The organism is Cryobacterium sp. TMT1-2-2, assembly GCF_004403505.1.
GTDB classification, from domain to species: domain Bacteria; phylum Actinomycetota; class Actinomycetes; order Actinomycetales; family Microbacteriaceae; genus Cryobacterium; species Cryobacterium flavum.
Genome location: NZ_SOGS01000026.1, coordinates 247,884 through 263,926, shown reverse-complemented (window position 1 = coordinate 263,926; position 16,043 = coordinate 247,884). Strand labels below are relative to the sequence as shown.

The 16,043-nt window shown below is 63.4% G+C and carries 11 protein-coding genes; 2 read left to right on the top strand and 9 right to left on the bottom strand.

Annotated elements, in window-relative coordinates:
• Positions 1–64: 64 nt before the first annotated feature.
• The gene (locus tag E3T35_RS17770; RefSeq protein WP_134380403.1) at positions 65–1,867 is read right to left on the bottom strand and encodes an ABC transporter family substrate-binding protein; all 1,803 of its coding nucleotides are present in this window, start codon (positions 1,865–1,867) and stop codon (positions 65–67) included.
• Positions 1,868–2,215: 348 nt separating this feature from the next.
• Positions 2,216–4,003: an ABC transporter ATP-binding protein gene (locus E3T35_RS17765; protein WP_134380400.1), complete on the bottom strand. Its 1,788-nt coding sequence runs from the start codon at positions 4,001–4,003 to the stop codon at positions 2,216–2,218.
• 50 nt (positions 4,004–4,053) lie between these two features.
• Here E3T35_RS17765 and E3T35_RS17760 point away from each other — a divergent pair, with 50 nt between their 5' ends.
• Positions 4,054–4,662, top strand: coding sequence for a PH domain-containing protein (locus E3T35_RS17760; protein WP_134380397.1), 609 nt, complete (start codon positions 4,054–4,056; stop codon positions 4,660–4,662).
• 20 nt (positions 4,663–4,682) lie between these two features.
• Here the strand turns inward: E3T35_RS17760 and E3T35_RS17755 are convergent, their stop codons facing one another.
• From E3T35_RS17755 to E3T35_RS17725, 7 genes are all read right to left on the bottom strand, one after another.
• The gene (locus tag E3T35_RS17755; protein ID WP_104089293.1) at positions 4,683–5,723 is read right to left on the bottom strand and encodes an ABC transporter permease; all 1,041 of its coding nucleotides are present in this window, start codon (positions 5,721–5,723) and stop codon (positions 4,683–4,685) included.
• Positions 5,724–7,256: an ABC transporter permease gene (locus tag E3T35_RS17750; RefSeq protein WP_134380395.1), complete on the bottom strand. Its 1,533-nt coding sequence runs from the start codon at positions 7,254–7,256 to the stop codon at positions 5,724–5,726.
• A gap of 137 nt (positions 7,257–7,393) precedes the next feature.
• Entirely contained in the window at positions 7,394–9,181 is a 1,788-nt protein-coding gene (locus E3T35_RS17745; RefSeq protein ID WP_134380393.1) for an ABC transporter family substrate-binding protein, read from the bottom strand.
• A 326-nt stretch (positions 9,182–9,507) separates the two neighbouring features.
• Entirely contained in the window at positions 9,508–11,256 is a 1,749-nt protein-coding gene (locus E3T35_RS17740) for an ABC transporter ATP-binding protein (protein ID WP_134380390.1), read from the bottom strand.
• Positions 11,253–12,200 carry an ABC transporter permease gene (locus E3T35_RS17735; protein WP_134380387.1) on the bottom strand — a complete coding sequence of 316 codons (948 nt, stop codon included), beginning with the start codon at positions 12,198–12,200 and terminating at the stop codon, positions 11,253–11,255. The genes E3T35_RS17740 and E3T35_RS17735 overlap by 4 nt, the downstream gene beginning before the upstream one ends.
• Positions 12,190–13,119 (bottom strand): ABC transporter permease, encoded by a 930-nt coding sequence (locus tag E3T35_RS17730; protein WP_134380384.1) that lies wholly within the window; start codon positions 13,117–13,119, stop codon positions 12,190–12,192. The genes E3T35_RS17735 and E3T35_RS17730 overlap by 11 nt, the downstream gene beginning before the upstream one ends.
• Positions 13,120–13,262: 143 nt before the next feature.
• Complete coding sequence (locus tag E3T35_RS17725) at positions 13,263–14,921, bottom strand: ABC transporter substrate-binding protein (protein WP_241988902.1); 1,659 nt, start codon at positions 14,919–14,921, stop codon at positions 13,263–13,265.
• 323 nt (positions 14,922–15,244) lie between these two features.
• Here E3T35_RS17725 and E3T35_RS17720 point away from each other — a divergent pair, with 323 nt between their 5' ends.
• The gene (locus E3T35_RS17720) at positions 15,245–16,036 is read left to right on the top strand and encodes a CPBP family intramembrane glutamic endopeptidase (RefSeq protein ID WP_134380378.1); all 792 of its coding nucleotides are present in this window, start codon (positions 15,245–15,247) and stop codon (positions 16,034–16,036) included.
• The last annotated feature ends 7 nt before the right edge of the window (positions 16,037–16,043 follow it).

Here is a 16,043-nt window from a genome sequence, read left to right as displayed (position 1 = left end):
GGCGCTGGGACCGAGTGGTCCCAGCGCCTCAAAAGCACGTCAAACCAACGAGAAATTCTCGTGGTTAGGCGAGCTTCCAATCCCAGATGTTCCAGAAGATAGTCGGCGCCAGAATCGACGGGTCGATGCCCGTGACGCTGTCATTGAATGCCGTCACTCCGGGGAACTGGAAGATGGTCACACCGTAGAAATTCTCCCAGAGGATCTTGTCGATCTCCTGCTGCAGCTCGATCTGCGTTGCGGGGTCGAACTCAACGTTGAGCTTCTTGATCACAGCGTCGGCTTCGGCGTTGGAGAAGAAGTTGTGGTTGTTGATGCCACCGGTTTCGAAGTTCGGTCCGGCGCTCGAGACGCCGAGACTGGTCGACTGCCATCCGAACAGGGAAGCATCGTAGGCACCGGGGGTGCCAAGAATTCCGCCCCACTCGGCGCTGCCGCCGTCGAGCACATTGAAGCCAGCCAGGGCCGCACTGGCCTGAATCAGCGCGAACTCATTGACACGACGCGGGTTGGTCGATGCGTAGAGCAGCGTCACGTCGAGGTTGGTCGCACCGGACTGGGCGATCAGTGCCTTGGCACCCTCCACATCGACGTCGGCGTAGTCGTCCGAGCTGTTGCCGGCGATGGAATCGTCGTAGCCTTCGGCACCGGGAACGATCATCTGTGAACCGCGCAGGGTTGCGTCGTCACCGACGATGGGCTTGATCAGCTTGTCGAGGATCTCCTGCCGGGGAACGACCTTCATGAACGCTTCGCGCACCAGCGGGTCATTGAAGACGCCGCTCTTGCCCTGGTCGAACTGCAGGTCGATGTGCTCGTACGTGCCTTCTGCACCCTTGAGCACGGTGACCTTGTCAAGCGCGTCGAGCGCGGTGACGAGGTCAGAGGTGGACTGGGGAGAGATGACATCGACGTCACCGTTTTCGAGAGCCTGAACGGATGCGAGCGGGTCCGTGATGAAGCGCACGGTGACCTCTTCGATCGACGGCTTGTTCTCGCCGGTGTATTCCGGGTTGGCCTTCATAGTGATGTACTGATCGGCCACGAAAGCTGAGATCGTGTACGGGCCGGTCCCCACATACAGTTCGGGGTCGTCCGGCAGCGAGGTGAAGTTGAAGCCGGAGTTCCAGAAGGAAGAGATCTTGGCGAGCGACGCGGTGTCGTTGTCCTGAATGGCAGTGACGAGAGCGGTCTTGGCTTTCTCATTGTCGTCGAGGCCGAGGGCGTTCTTCGCGACCACGTGCGCCGGGAGCGGGGCGTAGAGGGCGAGTTCCCAGTCGACGTAGGGCGCCGAGTAGACCATGGTCATCGAGCGGTTGTCGTCGCTGATCTCTGGCACGTCGTGCACGAGTCCGAGGCCGGAGTCGGCCTGGGCACCGGAGTCGAAGTAGACGACGTCGTCCGGGAACGCGTCGGTGAACTCACCGGTGTCTGGGTCGACGAAATCATTGGAGTCGAAGTTTGGGGTGTCGAGCGCGCGTGAGTTGGCGGCCCAGCTCAGGAGAAGGTCGGACGCATCCACTGCGGTTCCATCTGACCACTTAACGTCGTCAGCGAGGGTGTACTTGACAGTGAGAGGGTCTTCCGACACCAGCTCATAGCTGCCGTACGACTCGTTCTGCTTCAACTCCGGCGTGTTGTCGTAGTAGTTGAACCAGTCGTTCGTCATGTACGTGATGTTGTTGTTCGCTGTGGCGTTGCCGAACGACGTCAAGCCGTTGTACGAGAAGAACGGCTGGTTCCACGCGACGTCGACACTCGTTCCCTCATCGAGCCCGGACTCGGCCGTGGGGGCCGAGCAGCCGGATAAGACGAGCGTTGCGGCGCCAACCGCGGCAATTACTGCCCCGATACGTCTGAATCTCATTGTTCCTCCTGTGCGATCGTGTGCAAATGGCGACGGCGTAATTTCTTGTCACGCCGCCGCCATGGTGGTGATTCGACCCTAGGTCGGGGGAAGGACGCCTGACGGTAAAGTCGCCAAACGTTACACACTGGTAACGCAATTGCCCAAATAGCATGAGTATTGCTCAATATAGGGGTTAATTAGCCGCATATTGCTCAAAAGTGCAGCCCGAAATTAGACGTGCTCAGCTATGATGGGCGCACGTTTAGCGCGCAGCTCGTCGACATCGACGAGCGGCACGCGCTATGTTGCAGGCTCTGCAACAAGACGGGAATCTGTCGCAGAATCTGGGATGGCTCGGTAATTCGCCTATTCGTCGATACCGGCGGCCAACAATTCGCGGCGCAGCTCGCGGCGGGCACGCTGTTCGGTGGGGTCGGGGATCGGCACGGCGGCCAGCAGACGCTGGGTATAGGGGTCTTTCGGATAGCGAAGAATCTCATCCCGCGTGCCGGTTTCCACGATGCGACCGTGGTGCATGACCGCGATGCGGTCGGCGAGCACATCGATGACGGCGAGGTCGTGGGTGATGAACAGGCAGGCGAAGTTCATCTGCTTCTGCAGCGACTGAATCAGCTCCAGAACTCGGGCCTGCACCGAGACGTCGAGCGCACTGGTGGGCTCGTCGGCGATGAGCACCTTCGGTTCGAGCGAGAGAGCGCGGGCGATCCCGACGCGCTGTTTCTGCCCGCCGGACAGTTCGTGCGGAAAGCGGCTGCGGTAGGCGCGTGGCAGCTCGACGCTGTCGAGCAACCGTTCCACTTCGGCGCTGAGTCCGGCCCCCTTCAGCCCCTTCGCGAGCTTGAGGGGTTCCCCGATACTCTCACCGATGGGCATCCGTGGGTTGAGCGAGGAGGACGGGTCTTGGAAGACGATGCCGACGCTCTTGTGCAGCCGGTGGATCTCCTCCCGGCTGGCCTTGGAGATGTCATGGCCGGCCACGTGTAATGAGCCCTCGGTGATCGGCAGCAGTGCGATGGCGGCGCGTCCGAGGGTGGTCTTGCCGGAGCCGGACTCCCCCACGAGCCCGAGTACCTCGCCCTGCCGTACGTAGAGGTTGACCTTGTCGACGGCGCGGAATGCCGCGACGCGACCGTGTTTGGGGTAATCGATGACCACATCGTCGAATTTGACGACCACTTCGCGGCTGTCGTTGCGGGCAGCACTGGCCGCCTCATTCGCCAGTCGCTCGTTGACCTCGATACGGGCGGCGAGCACGGCATCCACCACGATGTCGGTGCCGATGGCGAGCGCCGCGGTCATGTCGATCGCTTCGTCACCACGCTGGCCCAGGTGCGGAACCGCCTGCAGCAGGGCGATCGTGTAGGGGTGAGTGGGTTCGTTGAAGATCTGGTCGACCGCGCCGCGCTCCACGATGACACCGCGGCGCATGACGGCGATGTCATCGGCGAGGTCGGCGACCACGCCCATATCGTGGGTGATCAAGAGGATGGCGCTGTCGAGTCGGTCGCGCAGGCTCCGCAGCAGGTCGAGGATCTCGGCCTGCACCGTCACGTCGAGGGCGGTGGTTGGTTCGTCGGCGATGAGCAGCTGCGGGTCGCAGGAGATGGATTGCGCGATCATGGCGCGCTGGCGTTGGCCGCCGCTCAGCTGGTGCGGGTAGGAGTTGAAGGCCTTGAGCGGATCGGGCAGCTCGACCATGTCGAGCAGTTCGAGGGCGCGCGTCTTGGCCTGCGAGGGTGACATGCCGAAGTGGGCGCGCAGGGTCTCGATGATCTGGAACCCGATCGTGTAGACCGGGTTGAGTGCCGTCATCGGCTCCTGGAAGATCATGGCGATCTGGCCGCCGCGCACCTTGTGCATCTGCGCCGGCTTCAGGCCCATGAGTTCCCGGCCGCTGAGCTTGACGCTTCCGGAAATGCGGCTGTTGTCGGGGAGCAGATCGAGGATGGCCATGGAGCTCGCGCTCTTGCCAGAGCCGGACTCGCCGACGATGGCGAGCACCTTGCCCCGCTCGATCGAATAGTTCAGTTTGAGGGCGGCCGGTACCCAGACGTTATCGACGCCGAAGTGCACGGTGAGGTCGGTGACCTGCAGTACGGGGCCGGAGAATGTGGTCGTCACCTGGTCGGTCATGAAGTCCTGCTTTCGCTGTGGGTGAGTTCAATTTCTGGCAGCATGGCTGCATGCCCGTCGCTGCCGACCCGAATCTCTTCTACTCGCGGTTCAACCGCATCATCGCCGCCGTGTTCGCGAGCGTTGCCGCCGCTAGCGCGGTGAGCGTGTTTCTGCTCCCGACTTTGTCGAACCGGTGGCTGGTCGTTCCGGCACTGTTCGTGGTTCTGTTCGTCTGGGAGGTACTGTGGCGCCCCGACCTGCGCGTCAGCGACACGGCCGTGACCATTCGCAATCCGCTGCGCACCATCGTGGTGCCGTGGGCGGCGCTCGTGCACGTCGACACCAAGTTCGCGCTCACGCTCTACACGCCGGGGCGCAAGTTCGCGGTGTACTGCGCTCCGGCCCCCGGCCGCAGCCTGACCAGCTCCGGGCGCCGCAAGAGCACAGACCCGGTGCCCTACGTCAGCGGCTCCCCACGCCCCGGCGACCTGCCGGGGAGTGAGTCCGGCGAGGCGGCGCAACTGGTGCGCGCACGCTGGGACGCCCTGCAGCGAAGCGGTCTGATCGACGGCGGGCTCGCCGCGCAGACGCCCGTTGTGGTCGTGTGGGCCTGGAGTCGCGCTGGCGTGCTGGCGGCGGGCGCCGTGGCATCCGTTGTCGCAATTCTGCTGGCCTAAGGCCTGCTGGCCTAGCGGGGTCACGGCTGCGCCTCCAGCTCCGGTTCGGGCCGGGTTTCGCGCATTTTGCTGAGCTTGAACCGGCGGTGACGCGGGTCGAAGGCGTCGCGCAGGCCGTCGCCGACGAAGTTCACCAGCAGCGCGAGCGACACGATGAACGCGCCGGGCCACCAGAACAGCCACGGCCGGGTCTGGAACGCCGACTGATTCGAGCTGATCAGCAGACCCAGCGACACATCGGGAGAGCGAATGCCGTAGCCGAGATAACTCAGCGCCGTCTCGAGCAGAATGGCCGAGGCCATGATGAGCGTCGCCGACACGATGACGACACCCATGGCGTTGGGCAGGATGTGCTTGAAGATGATGCGCATGTCGCTCGCCCCGGCGACCCGGGCGGCCTCGACGAACTCGCGTTCCCGCAGCGACAGGAATTCGCCGCGCACCAGGCGGGCGATGCCCATCCAGGAGAAGAAGCCGAGCATGATCGCCAGTACCGGGGCGCCGAGAGCGCCGAACCAGTGGCCCACGACGGAGCCGATCACGAGGGCGGGAATCACGATGAAGACGTCGGTGACCCGCATGAGAATGGCGTCGACGGTGCCGCGGTAGTAGCCGGCGATGGCCCCGACCACCACGCCCACGACGGTCGCGATGAGGCCGAGAACCACCATGACCAGCGCGGAGTTCTGAATGCCGCGCATGGTCATGGCGAAGTAGTCCTTGCCGATACGGTCCTGGCCGAACGGATGCTCGCCCAGCGAGATACCGTTGCCGCCGAGAAACTGTGGCACCAGCGAGAGGGTGGGGTTGCCGCCGTTCACCTGCGGGTTGAGCGCTTTGTACCCGTACTGCCACCAGCCGGGGATCGGGCCGATGCCGATGGCGGAGAAGGAAAACAGGATGATGAGCAGGAGGATGATGACGGAGGCGACGGCCACCTTGTTGCCGACGAAGCGACGCCAGATCAGGCGTCCCTGACTTTCGGGGATCGCGCTCGCGACGGCGAGTTCGTCGGCGGGGATCTCGGGCGGGGTCGGCCCCAAGCCAATTGGTGTGGACATCTAGCGGATCCTCACTCTGGGGTCGAGCCCGGCATAGGCCATGTCGGCCAGAAAATTGAAGGTGATCGCCATGGCGGCCACGATCAGGAAATAGCCCATTACCGGGTTGAGGTCACCGCGCTGGAGTCCCGCATTGAACAGGCTGCCCATCCCGGGGATGGCGAAGACCTTCTCGGTGATGATCGCGCCACCGAGCAGGGCGCCGACGTCGAAGGCCACCAGGGTGGTGAGCGGAATGAGCATGTTGCGAAAGGCGTGGCGCACGATCACGGTGCGCTCGGGCAGCCCCTTGGCGCGGGCGGTGCGAATGTAATCGAGGCTGAGCACCTCGAGCATGCCGGCGCGGGAATACCGGGTGTACCCGGCGAAGGAGATCAGCAGCAGCGCGATGGTCGGCAGGGTGAGGTGGGCGAAGGCGTCAAGCCCGCCCAGCCAGACATCGCCGCTCAACCCCGGGGTCTTCGAGCCCACCGTCGCGATCGGGCGTCCGTTGGTGGCGGTGAGCAGATCGCCCCAGGACTGCATGAACCGGTCCATTAGCACGACGGCGCCCGAGAGCAGGGCCGTGATGAGGCCGACGCGCATGTTCTGGCCGCGGTCGTAGCCGCCGGCGAGGAAACCACTGACCAGGCCCACGGCAGCGGTGGCGAGCGCGAGGATGAACAGCGTGCCGGCGCTCGAGATGTCGAACAGGGGCTGCAGGGTGAAGTACGCCACAATGGCGATCGCGGCGTTGATCCCCGCCGTGATGAGGGCCCGACGGTTACGCAGCCCGGCCAGCAGAGTGGCCGAGCCGAGGGCGATCGCGGCGACCAGCACAATGATCGGGATCGCTCCGAGCCCGGGGTGCATGAACCACCCGGTCGCACTCATCAGCAGCAGAACACCGCTGGTCGCCAGACCTGACACGAGGAACACCACGAGGCGACGCCGCCCGTCACCGCCGAGGAGCGACTGCCAGATGGCGCCGATGACGAGGCCGATGACCACGAGCGCGACGCTACCGATCACCGGGTCGCGCAGAAAGTCATTGAAGCCGATGGCGACGAATTCTTTTAGGAGCACGGCCACCAGAAAGGCGGGTAGCGAGTACAGAAAGAAGCTGACGAAGGTGACCGTATTGTCGAGGCCGCTGTATTGGCGGAGGGCGGTGATGATGCCGATCGTGACGCCGAGCAGAATGGCCAGCACGAGCGCGAACGTCACGAGCTGCACCGTTGCGGCCAGGGCGTTGGGCAGAATATCGACGACCTGCGCCTTGGAGACGGTCGAGCCGAGGTCGCAGGCGTTGGCGAAGGGAATGGCACACTTGGCCACGCCCCCGAGCCAGAGCACCCAGCGCAGGGGCGGCGGAACGTCAAGGTCGAGGAGCGAGACGCGGGCATTGATGAGTTGCTGCTTATTGGGCGAATTACTGCTCGTGAGGTCCTGAAGCGGATCGGCCGAGTAGCCCACCATGACGTACATCAGAAACGATGCGGCGATCAGGATGAGTATGGAAACGAGAATTCGTCTCAGGATGAAGCTCACCATGCCGTGGCTACCTCACTGTAGGAGTTGGTTCGTACCTCGGGTACGACAAGAAAACGGATGCCGCCCGACCCGCCAGTTGGGCTCCTGGGCGAACCCAGGAGCCCAACGGCGCGATCGAACGAGCTATCTCGGTCGTGCTACTTACTGACGGACCACTGCCAGAAGTTCCAGAACGGACCGGTCTGGTTACCCATGTACTCCACACCGCTCACGCGCTTGGCGACACCGAACACACCGGGCAGCTGGAAGAGCGGCAGGCCGTAAGCGTCCGCGAACATCTGCTTGTCCATCTTCTTTTCCAGGGTGATCAACTTGTCGGGATCCAGAGTGGTCTGGGTCGCAATCGCGTCGTCATTCGTTCCCGTGTAGTGGTTGTAGTTTCCACCACCGTCGGTCGAGAAGATCTGCGAGATGCCGGCCGAGCCGACACCGGGGCTGATCCAGCCGAATAGTGAAGCGTCATAGTCGCCGCCCGAGAGCAGGCTGCTCCAGTCCGGAGACCCAGCGTCAACGACGGTGATGCCGGCCTTGGCGGCCGATTCCTGGATGGCCTGGAACTCATCGACCCGGTTCGGGTTGTTGGTGTTGTACAAAATACGCACCGAGGGGGTGGCGCCGGCCAGCAGGGCCTTGGCACCCTCGATGTCCACATCGGCATAGTCCTTCGAGCCGTTGTTGGCGACGGAATCTGCGTACGGTTCGTTGGCGGGAACCCAGATCTGCGAGTTGAGCACCTTGGCGTCGGGGTTGACCGGCGTCACAATGGAATCGAGGATCTGCTGACGCGGGATGGTCTTCAGGAACGCCTGGCGCACCTTGATGTCGGCGAAGACCGGCTGGTCGAAGCGCAGGTCGAGGTGGTCATACGACACCTGGTCTCCGGTCAGTACGTCGGCTCCGGTATTCTCCAGAGCGGTGAGCGTATCAGCGGATGCCTGCGGGTTGATGATGTCGACCTCGCCGTTTTGCAGGGCGGTGACCTGGGCGTTGGCGTCCGGAATGACGCGAAGGATCATCTTGTCGATCTTGGGAATCATGCCACCCACGTAGTACTTGTTGCGCTCCATGGTGAAGGACTGGCCGGGGGTCCAGCCGGTCGGCACCATCGGGCCGCTCGAGACGAGCAGGTCGGGGTCGGTCGGGAACGCGGTCACGTCGTAGCCGGTGTTCACGAAGTCGGCGGCGGCCTTCAGCGTGGGGTCGACCGCAGCAGGGTTGGCCGGGTCGCCCTTGGGCAGGCTCTTCATCAGGGCGGTCAGGTCGGCGGCGGAGCTGAGTCCGGCCTTCTTGGCCACGATGTGGGCCGGCTGGCCGATCGGGTTGACCAGCTCCCAGTCCACGTAGGGGGTGCCGTAGACCAGGGTCATCGACAGGTTGTCATCGCTCACCGTGGGGAAGGCGGTCGTGTCGAGGCCCGCGGTGCTCGCGGCGATCTCGAAGTATTGGGTGCCAGAGACCACGTCGCCGCTGTCGGGGTCGGTGGTTGAGCTGTTGTAATAGCCGGCACCGGTCGCCCAGGCCAGAACCATGTCGTCGGCCGTGACGGGCTCACCGTCCGACCACTTGTTGCCGGGATTCAGCGTATAGGTGACCGTCTGCGGGTCGTCGCTGGTTTTTTCGAAGGTGCCGAACTTGTCTTCGTGCACGATCTTGAAGTCTTTATCGATGTAGGAGAAGGCGGAGCCGTAGTTACCCATGAGGTAACCGACCTGGCCGTTGGTGTCGAGGTTCGACTGGGGGGTCTGGTTATTGAACGACGTGAAGTCGTTGACCACCGCGACCGTGACCGTGCCGCCGGTGGCCGCGGTATCCGTATTCGTGCCGGTGCTGCCGGATGTGGTGCATGCGGTCAGGGCAAGGGCGGCGACGCCAAGAACGGCGACCCCACTGAGACTCTTCCTGAACAGTTTTCCTCTGATGGACAAGATTCCTCCTGGGCGAATGTTCGTCGACTCCCGGCGTGAGGCCGCGGGTCGAGCGTGGTTAGCTATGACAATAGAGAGAAGTCCTCAGCAGTGACAAGCAAATGCTGGAACTGTTATCAAATAGGTCCATTTTTTCGTCAGAGACCGGCATTCTGCACAAAACCTGCGTCTGCGCGGCACGCGCGCGGCAGGGGAGCCGTTTGACCGAGCCCAGCCACAAATATCACCACCTGTCAGCCCAACCACGTGCGGCTCCGGGCGCTGGGCACGACAATGAAGGCCCGACCGGTCATGCCGGTCGGGCCTTCAGGAGATGGATCCTACGGTTAGCGACCGAACTCGAAGTCGCCACCGGGAATGGCAGCAAGCAACTCCTGCGTGTACAGCTCGCGGGGGCTGTCGAACACGTCATCGGTCGACGCCGCCTCAACGATGCGCCCCTTCTGCATGACGCAGACGTTGTCGGCAACGAGACGCACCACCGCGAGGTCGTGGGTGATGAACAGGTAGGTCAGCCCCAGCTCGGTCTGCAGTTCGGTGAGCAGGTTCAGGATCTGCCCCTGCACGAGCACGTCAAGCGCGGAGACGGCCTCGTCGAGCACGAGTACATCGGGCTTGAGCGCCAGGGCCCGCGCAATGGCAATGCGCTGGCGTTGGCCGCCGGAGAGCTCGCTCGGGTAGCGAAACTGGGTCGAGGCCGGCAGCGAGACCTGGTCGAGCAGCTCCAGCACGCGCTTCTGGCGTTCCTTTTTGGTGCCGACCTTGTGCGCCAGCAGCGGCTCCGCAATGGTGTTCCCCACGTTGTGCTGCGGGTCGAGTGAGCCGTACGGATCCTGGAACACCGGCTGTACCCGGCGGCGAAAGTTCAGCAACCGGCGGCCCTTGAGCCCGGCAACGTCGCGTCCATCGAATTCAATCCGCCCGCTGGTGAGGCTTTCCAGCTGCAGAATGAGCTTGGCCACGGTGGACTTGCCCGACCCGGACTCCCCCACGATCGCCGTGGTGGTGCCCTTCTTGACCCCGAACGACACGTCGTTCACGGCGAGGAGTTCGTCATATTTCAGCCCCGACTTACGGATGCGGTACATCTTGGTGATGCCCTCGACCGAGATGAGGTCCTTGCCGGTCGCCGCCAGCTCCCGTTCGGTGGCGCGGGCGATCAGCGCCGTATCGGTACCGCCGGCCGAGAAGATTTCGGACGTCGGGGCATCCTGATTCTTCTTGGCCTGAATGCGTCGTGAGGCGAGGCTGGGAGCCGCAGCGACGAGGCGTTGGGTGTACGGGTGCTGCGGGTTGGCCAGAATCTCTTGCGACGGCCCCGATTCGACGACCTTGCCCTTGTACATCACCACGAGCTGTTCGGCCCGCTCGGCGGCGAGACCGAGGTCGTGCGTAATGAACAGCACGCTCGTGCCGTAATCCCGGGTGAGGGTCGCGAGGTGATCGAGAATCTGACGCTGCACGGTGACATCGAGCGCGCTCGTGGGCTCGTCGGCGATGAGCAGCTTCGGCCGGGCCGAGAGCCCAATGCCGATGAGCACGCGCTGACGCATGCCGCCGGAGAACTGGTGCGGGTACTGCTTGAGCCGGTCGGCGGCATCCGCCAGGCCGGCCTCCTGCAACACTTCGATGGTGCGCGCCTTCAGTGGCTTGCCACGGAGGCCGCTATTAGCCTTGATGGCTTCGGACACCTGAAACCCAATGTTCCAGACCGGGTTGAGGTTGCTCATCGGGTCCTGCGGAACGTAACCGATTTGACGACCGCGCACGGCCTGCATCTCGGCGGCGTTCAGGGTGGTCAGGTCCCGGCCCTCAAACAAAATCTGTCCGCCGGTCACCTGGCCGGTGCCGGCCAGCAGCTTGATGATGGCTTGGGCGGTAGTGGTCTTGCCCGAGCCGGACTCCCCCACGATCGCGAGGGTCTGGCCGGGGAAGAGAGTGAGGCTCACGCCGCGCACGGCGGGCACGATGCCGCGCTGGGTACGGAACCCGACCTCGAGGTTCTTGATCTCCAGGAGGGGTGCTGAGTCGGTGGACGGAATCTGGTTCACGGTTTCGGTCGCTAACTGAGTCATCGGCGTGCCCTCGCCTGGGGGTCGAGCGCGTCGCGCAGCACGTCACCGAGCATGAGAAAAGCCAGCACGGTTAGAGACAGCGCGATCGAGGGGTACAGCAGAACCTGCGGGCTCGTGCGGATGGTCGTCTGTGCTTCGCCGATATCGCGGCCCCACGACATGGTGCCGGGGCCGAGGCCGATGCCCAGGAACGAAAGCGTGGCCTCCGCAACGATGAACGTGCCGAGGGAGACCGTCGCGATGACGATCACGGGGGCGATGGCGTTGGGAACGACGTGGCGCAGCAAAATCTTGAACTTCGAGACACCGAGCGCGACCGAGGCCACGACATAGTCCGAGTTTCGCGCGGTCAACACGGCGCCGCGCATGATGCGGGCGACCTGCGGCCAGGCGAAGATCGAGATGACGAGGGCGATCACGACCGGGGTGCGGTCTGGCAATACCGAGAGCAGCACGATGGCGCCGAGCACGGTCGGAACGGCGAAGAAAATGTCGCCGATGCGCGAGACGACGGCGTCGAGGAAACCGCCGTAGTAGCCAGCGAGGGCACCGACGATGAGACCGAACAGTGTAACGATGGCGGCAGCCAGCATGCCGACGGTCACCGAGGCACTCGTGCCGAAAATAATCCGCGCGTAGACATCGCAGCCCTGAAAGGTAAATCCGAGCGGATGCCCAGACTGCGGCACCCCGTTACTGTCCGACAACTGGCACTGCGTCGGCGATACCGAGGCGAACCAGGTGGGAAACAGCGCCACCAGAACGATCAGGAGGATGAGGCCGGAGGAGATCCAGAAGCTGGGCCGGCGTCGCATCGCGTCCCAGGCATCCGCCCAAGTACTGCGCGCTTTCGCGGTCTCATCGAGGCGGTCGATGGCCACGAGGGGGGTGTCTTCGAGCGCTGCAACAAAGTGCGGCTGCGCGCCCTGATTCTTACTTGGCATAACGGATCCTTGGGTCCAGAGCTGCGTACAGCAGATCGACGAGCAGGTTGGCGAGTACGAAGATCACGACCATCACGGCGATGAACGACACCACTGTCGGTCCTTCGCCGAGGCGAATGGCCTTAAAGACGGTGCCACCGACCCCGTTGATATTGAAGATGCCCTCTGTGACGATGGCACCGACCATGAGCGAGCCGATGTCAACGCCGAGAAAGGTCACCACGGGAACCAGCGAGTTGCGTAGCACATGCACGGTAACGACGCGGGGTCGGGAGAGGCCCTTGGCCGTAGCGGTGCGCACAAAGTCGGCGTTGAGGTTGTCCGACACGCTCGCCCGGGTGAGCCGCACAATATAGGCAAACGAAACGGATGCCAGCACCAGCGCTGGCAAAATCAGTTCGTCGAGCGGTGCCGCCCCACTCACCGTGGTGCGAGCCCAGCCGAGCTGAACACCGAACACGAATTGCAGCACGAAGCCGATCACAAAGGTCGGCACGCTGATCAGCAGCAGGCTCACCACGAGGGCGCTCGCGTCAAACAGTTTGCCCTTGCGGAGACCTGCCACGAGGCCGACCAGGATGCCGAAGAAGGCTTCGAAGGCGAGGGCGAGCATGGCCAGTCGTGCCGTGATCGGAAAGGCAGAAGCCATGACGTCCGAGACGGAGCGACCGGAGTACGTGGTGCCGAGGTCACCCTGAAAGAAGTTACCGATGTAGAGCAGGTACTGCATGATGAACGGCTTGTCGAGGTTGTATTCGGAACGAATCTGTGCAATGACGGCGGGCGACGGGGGCCGCTCGCCATAGAGGGCAGCGATGGGGTCTCCGGGCAGGGAGAACACCATGAAGTAGATCAAGAAAGTGGCGCCGAAGAACACGGGGATCATCTGGAGCAGGCGCTTGCCGGTATACCAGAGCATCAGCTACCCGTCGGCGCAGTTGACACGGTGCTGGTCGGCACGGGAGAAGTCGAGTGCATGAAAAAGTCGCAATCATTAAGTGGAACTCGAGAGGCCCGGGCATGACCCCGGGCCTCTCGTAACGACGTACTAGGAACGAATGGTTAGTTCTTGGTGATCTCGTGGTAGAGCGGCACAGAATCCCAACCGAACTCAACGTTGCTCACCGTGTCAGACCAAACGCCGGAGGTGTTCTGGTACCACAGCGGGATGGTCGGGAGGTCCTGCAGCAGAACTTCCTGTGCTTCGACGTACTTGGCCGTGGCCTCTTCAACACTCGACGCCGCGGCGCCCTCGGTGAGGAGCGTGTCGAATGCCTCGCTGCTGTAGCCCTCGTAGTTCGAGCCGGCACCGGTCTTGTACAGCGGCGCGAGGAAGTTGTACAGCGACGGGTAGTCGGCCTGCCAGCCGGCGCGGGTGCCGCCGGTCAACGCCTGGGTGTCGCGGTCATCGATTGCGGCCGCGAAGGTCGGGTAGGGCTTGCCAACCGCGTCGATGCCGAGCGTGTTCTTGACGCTGTTCACGACTGCGTCGACCCAGGCCTGGTGCGGCCCGTCGGAATTGTAGGCGATGTCGAAGGTGCCGGTGTAGGGAGAGATCGCGTCGGCCTCAGCCCAGAGTGCGACGGCCTCTTCCGGGTTGTACTCGAGTACTTCGGAACCCTTGAGGGAGTCGGAGTAGCCGGCGATGACCGGGGAGGTGAAGTCGGTGGCCGGGGTGCGGGTGCCCTGGAAGACGACATCGGTGATCTCGGCGCGGTCAATTGCCATAGAGAGGGCTGCACGACGCAGCTTGCCCTCCTCGCCGGACCAGTGCTCGAGGTAGTACGGCATGTTGAACGCCTGGAAAACCGCGGCCGGCTCGTTTACGAACGTGTCCGGAAAATCGGATTCGTAGCTCGCCAGTGCGGATTCGGGGATCTGGTCGAGCACGTCGAGGTCGCCGCCCTGCACGGCAGCGTAGCCGGCGTCGAAAGAGGCGAAGAAGATGATGGTCAAACCGTCATTCTTCGGGGTGCGCACGCCCGCGTAATTCGGGTTGGTGACGAGGTCGATCTGCACGTCGTGCTGCCAGGCATCCGCGCTGGCGAGCATGTACGGGCCGTTACCGATCGGGTTCTGACCGAAGGCGTCCATATCCTCGAAGGCCACGGAGGGCAGCGGCGAGTAGGCGGAGTAGCCGAGGCGCAGCGGCCAGTCGGCCTCGGTGCCAGCGAGTTCCACGGTGAACGTGGTGTCGTCAACGACCTTCAAGCCGGACATGCCGTCGGTTAGCGGATCGCCAACCTGCAGCGGGGCTCCATCTTCGCCGACCGCGCCGGAGGGGTCGTCCATGGAGTTTTGCACGTCGGAGAAACCGACGATGTTGTCGAAGAAGTAAGAGGACCCCTGTGCGTTATCGAAGAGGGCACCATAGTTCCAGGCGTCGACGAACGACTGCGCGGTGACCGGCTCGTCGTTGGTGAAAGTCCAGTCATCGTTGAGCGTGACGGTCCAGTTGGTGGCGTCGTCGGACTCGATCGATTTGGCGACCTCATTTTGAATTTCACCGCTGGCCGAGTAGGAGACCAGGCCGGCAAAGATCGACGTGATGATCTTTCCGCCGCCGACCTCGGTGGTGTTGGTGGGGATCAGCGACATCTGCGGCTCGGTGCCGTTCGTGGTGATGATCGCGCTGCCTTCAGCGGAGGTCTCTGCGCCGCCCGCGCAGCCCGAGAGCATGAGAGCTCCGGTCGAGGCGAGAGCGATGGCGACAATGCCCATTCTCCTGATTTTCAATTTTTTGCTCCAATGCACAAAAGGGCGCCTGACACAGCTCTTGACCGTGTCACGCGCCAGTAGAGTCAACCCAATTTTGGCCGCAAAAAACCCGGCTCAACGTTGGGGGGTTGTTACGACCCTAGTTTGTTACTTACCCAGATTGGGCAATACAGCGAAAAATGTTACAGACGCGCGATCTATCTGACAACTATTGAGCGTCACACACTGTCATTTTGCACATATGTTGCGAGGCGGGTTTCGAACGGATGCTTCCCCCGCGATCGCGACGCGAGCGTCTGCGGATGCCGGGGTGGCAAGATAGGGCCATGCCGCCAGCATCCGCCCCGCACCGTTCCCGGCTCGGTAATTCACCGTTGTATTGGGAGATTGGCATCGTGCTCGGGCTCTCGCTCGGGGCATCCGCCGTGTACTCGATCGTGTCGATCGTGGCCCGCCTGACCGATACGACCCCCCTCGCCGACCAGTCGGCAACGCTCAACGGGTCGCAGTCGCCACGAGAGTGGCTCGACTTCACCTACCAATTTCTCGGCATTGCGTTCGGCCTCGCCGCTGTAGCGCTGGTGCTGTTTCTGCTGTGGCGGCCCGGCCAGAGCCCGTTCACCCGCCTCGGCTTCGACTTCACCCGACCGGGCAAGGATCTGCTCGGCGGGTTCGGGCTGCTGCTTGTTATCGGCATCCCGGGGCTCGCGCTCTACCTGGCCGGCCGCGCCTTCGGCTTTACAGTGGCCGTGGTGCCCTCGCCGCTCGATACCTTTTGGTGGACCATTCCGATTCTGGTGTTCGCCGCCCTCAAGGCAGCGCTGCTCGAGGAACTCATCGTGGTGGGCTACCTGTTCACGCGGCTGCGCGAGCTCGGCTGGTCGACCTGGACCATCATTGTGAGCTCGGCCGTGCTGCGCGGCAGCTACCACCTCTACCAGGGTGTCGGACCATTCTTTGGCAACGTGGCCATGGGCGTCGTGTTCGGCTGGTGCTACACCCGCTGGGGGCGCACCATGCCGCTCGTGGTGACACACTGGCTGCTCGACATTCTCTCCTTCGTCGGCTATCCGCTCGCGCTGGCCTGGTGGCCGGGGCTGCTCGCCCCGGCCAGCTGAGATACCC